4 protein-coding genes are annotated in these 3,981 nt (G+C 38.1%); 3 read left to right on the forward strand and 1 reads right to left on the reverse strand.

The annotated features are described in order from the left end of the window. The 3 genes from DW917_RS16145 to DW917_RS16155 all read left to right on the forward strand — a co-directional run. On the forward strand, nt 1–326 hold a 326-nt coding region (locus DW917_RS16145; RefSeq protein ID WP_118120372.1), incomplete at its 5' end, for a PDDEXK nuclease domain-containing protein. A gap of 224 nt (nt 327–550) precedes the next feature. After that, on the forward strand, nt 551–2,155 hold the full coding sequence (locus DW917_RS16150; protein WP_118120374.1) for a restriction endonuclease subunit S: 1,605 nt from the start codon (nt 551–553) through the stop codon (nt 2,153–2,155). A 68-nt stretch (nt 2,156–2,223) separates the two neighbouring features. Continuing rightward, nucleotides 2,224–2,697, forward strand: a complete 474-nt coding sequence (locus tag DW917_RS16155) for a restriction endonuclease subunit S (protein ID WP_118120376.1) — start codon at nt 2,224–2,226, stop codon at nt 2,695–2,697. On the opposite strand, the gene DW917_RS16160 is transcribed toward DW917_RS16155, so the two are convergent. After that, nucleotides 2,677–3,981 (reverse strand): restriction endonuclease subunit S (locus tag DW917_RS16160; RefSeq protein ID WP_233524799.1); only part of this gene is annotated, 1,305 nt, incomplete at its 5' end. The genes DW917_RS16155 and DW917_RS16160 overlap by 21 nt on opposite strands.

A 3,981-nucleotide genomic window follows, 5' to 3' on the forward strand; every position in this document is an offset into this window, starting at 1 on the left:
GATGTGAAGCCAACATAATTGACTACGCAACATATGAATTAAAAGTAGTAGATTTTGAGCCTGAGTTTGCAGGTAAGTTGAACTTCTATGTTTCTGCTGTTGACGAATTGATGAAAGGGGCAGATGATAATCCTACTATTGGGCTACTCATTTGCAAGCACAAGGATGACATGACCGTAGAATGGGCTTTCAAAGGTGTCGATCGTCCATTGAGCGTGGCCGAATATGAGAATGAGATTCTTAAAGCAGTGGAAATGTTGCCAACTCCAGAGGAGATAAAAGAAAACCTCAAGTTGGAAGCAGAATTAGATGAAGACAAGAAATAGTTATAATTCGCCAACAAGTTGTTGGCGAATTATATACAGCGCATCTTGAGGATAGAAATCAAATTCGATGAATGACAAGATTGGTGAGACGCTGTCTCACCAATTCAAAAAAGGATGAGACAAAAATGTGGAACACGGTCCCACAAATTAGTCAAGCATTGCTTGACCAATTCAAACTCAGAGGCAGTCCAATAACTTTTAAAGATACATTGAAATTATAAACAATGAACGGCAAACAATTAAAGAACAGCATATTACAATGGGCGATACAAGGAAAACTTGTACCGCAAGACCCAAATGACGAGCCTGCAAGCGTTTTGCTTGATAAGATTCGTCAGGAGAAAGAACGCTTGATCAAGGAGAAGAAAATCAAGCGTGACAAGAACGCATCTATTATCTACCGTGGTGAGGACAATTCCTATTATGAGAAGATGCTTGCTACAGGGGAGGTGAAATGTATTGATGAGGAGATACCATTTGAAGTGCCGCAAGGTTGGGAATGGGAACGCATTGGTAACCTTTTTGAGACAACAAGCGGTTCCACACCTCTAAGCAGAAATCCCGACTACTACCAAAATGGCAGCATTAATTGGGTTCGCACGACAGACTTAAATAATGGAGTTTTATGCAAGACGGAGATACAAATTACGGAAAAAGCTTGTTCTGACTACAACCTTACCATTCTCCCACAAAACTCGGTATGTATTGCGATGTATGGCGGTGCAGGAACGATTGGAAAACATAGCATTCTACAGTTTGATACAACCATCAATCAGTCAGTTTGTGCCATTAAGCCAAATGGATATTGCAATATGGATTATCTTCATACTTTTATCGAATATCAAAGACCTTATTGGATGGATTTTGCTGCTGGATCGAGAAAAGACCCGAATATAAATCAACTCATTATAAAGCATTGTCTATTACCTATCCCACCACAAAAGGAACAGACACGCATAGTAGAGAAGTTGAGCTTACTCCATCCATATATAACCCAATATGGAGAATGTCAAATAAAACTTGACTATATAAACAAAGAGATATTGGATAAATTTAAAAAGTCCATTTTACAGGAAGCAATTCAAGGAAAAATTGTTCCGCAACTTACAGAGGAGGGTACTGCTCAAGATTTGTTGGAGCAGATTAAGATAGAGAAGCAGATTTTAGTAAAAGGGGGCAAACTAAAGAAGGCCGCTTTGGCTACTTCTGTCATCTTCCGTGGTGACGATAACAAGTATTGGGAGAAGTCGGAAGATGGGGCTGTATGTATTGATGAAGAAATACCATTTGAGATACCGTCAAATTGGGCGTGGGTACGACTTGACGATATTTGTTCTTTTATTCATAGAGGCAAATCACCCAAATATAGCCCTATAAAGAAATATCCTGTTGTTGCTCAAAAATGCAATCAATGGGTTGGATTTTCCATAGAAAAAGCAAAGTTTATTGAGCCACAGAGTATTACATCTTATAATAGTGAGTATTTCTTGCAAGATAGAGATTTGATGTGGAACTCTACAGGATTGGGAACATTGGGTAGAATGGCTATATACTACACGCTACTAAACCCTTATGAATTGGCTGTTGCAGACAGCCATGTTACAGTTATTCGTCCATACAAAACGTACATCGTTTCTGAATACCTGTACTATTATTTTGCAAGTAATACAGTTCAGTCTGTTATTGAAGACAAATCAGATGGCAGTACAAAGCAAAAGGAATTAGCAACAAAGACTGTAAAAAGCTATCTTGTTCCACTACCACCATTTGCAGAACAACTGCGTATAGTACAAAAGATTAAGTCCGTAACAAGTATTATGAGCAGATAGGAAAAAATTGCATAGATATAACAGAAGAAATTCCTTTTGAAATCCCTAATAATTGGATTTGGACAAGAATGGGACAAATTGGAGATTGGGGGGCTGGTTCTACACCTCAGCGTGGTAACCAAGATTATTATGGTGGCAATATTTTGTGGCTTAAGACAGGTGAGTTGAACAACGATATTGTATATGATACAGAAGAAAAAATAACGCAGAGAGCTTTTCAAGATTGCTCTCTACGTATGAACAAAATAGGCGATGTACTCATTGCAATGTATGGAGCTACAATAGGAAAGTTAGCTATTGTAGGCAAGGAATTAACTACCAATCAAGCGTGTTGTGGCTGTACCCCCTATGTTGTTTATAATTGGTTCTTGTTTTATTTTTTAATGGCAAGCCGAGATTCATTTATTAAGAAAGGTGAAGGTGGTGCCCAACCTAACATTTCTCGAGTTAAATTGGTAGAGCACTTGATTCCATTACCTCCTTTGAATGAACAGAAACGCATTGTCAAAAGAATAGAAACTCTATTTGAGCAACTGCATTAATTGTTCTATCTTCTGAACTATTCTTCTCTGCTCTTGCAGTGGTGGAATACCAATAATAAGCCCATAAAACAATTCTTTGTTGAGGTGTGGAATTGCTGCACCTTTCTTAGAGTTGCGCAATGTCTCTTTATAGAACTGTATAAAAGCTAAAACATAAGGTTCGTACATTGAGGAACTTATCCATAACTGCTTGAATGTACTACCCATATAGCCATCTTGTGGTACGATGAAAACTTCACCAGAGTTTTCACCGTCCACAAGCATTATATTGTCACCTTTATATACAAGTTTACCTTGTTCTACTATAGTTTCAGAACTTTTACCACGTAAGTATTTTGCATCTAACAAGCATTGCTTGCCAATGGTTTTCAAGCCGTCTGTAAGTTGGCAAACAGCATTTAATCGAGCAATAGACCAAGTACTTGGGAAGTCAAAAGAAATATCAATCTCGGTTACTTCGCTCTCTATCTGCTCATAATACTTGTTATCGTCACCACGGAAAATAACAGAATCGTTGAGGGCAGACTTCTTTAGCTTGCCTTCTTTAACGAGTTTCTGCTTCTCTGCCTTTATTTGTTCAAGCAGTTCTTGCGCTGTACCTTCTTCTGCCATTTGCGGTACAAGTTTTCCTTGAATTGCTTCCTGTAAAATGGACTTTTTTAACTGTTCCTTTATCTCCTCGTTCAACAGATTCAATCTCTCTTGACATAGAGTATAATTATTTAAGAATGAAGACAATTGTGTTAGTTTCCCAACTATTCTATCTTGTTCCTTTGTTGGAGGTATAGGCAGCAACATTTTTGCAAGTGTTTTGCCATTACAATTTGGTTGAGCTGTAGCTATTGTACCATTTTTGAGTTGCTCCCAATACAATTGGCTCTCCATAAATAATTTCATGTAACGAGGATTAAGTAAAGAACTGTATCTCGTTCTTATCAAATACCCTGCATAAATGGCTCTTTCTGGTACTTCCTCAACTAAAAACGATTTTCCAACAGTACCACCTGTTCGTGCAAAGAGAATGTCGTTTACTTTCAACAGGTATGTATCAATATCGTTTTCTTCGATTTGACAATATGGCACATTGTCCCAAAGAACGCAATTTTCTTGAATGTCGCTAATGCGAACCATTTTTATTGCACCATGTTCCAATGCTGGAGCATTATATCCATATTGAATAGATTGGGATATATTACCCCAACGCTCCCATTCCCACCCCTGTGGTATCTCAAACGGTATCTCCTCATCAATACATTTCACCTCCCCTGTAGCAAGCATCTTCTC

The organism is Prevotella sp. AM42-24, assembly GCF_003461825.1.
Taxonomy (GTDB): domain Bacteria; phylum Bacteroidota; class Bacteroidia; order Bacteroidales; family Bacteroidaceae; genus Prevotella; species Prevotella hominis.

What these genes read in the sequence shown, in the direction of transcription:
- DW917_RS16150 (WP_118120374.1), top strand. Translation starts at nt 551, where the DNA reads ATGAACGGCAAACAATTAAAGAACAGCATATTACAATGGGCGATACAA.
- DW917_RS16155 (WP_118120376.1), top strand. Translation starts at nt 2,224, where the DNA reads ATGGGACAAATTGGAGATTGGGGGGCTGGTTCTACACCTCAGCGTGGT.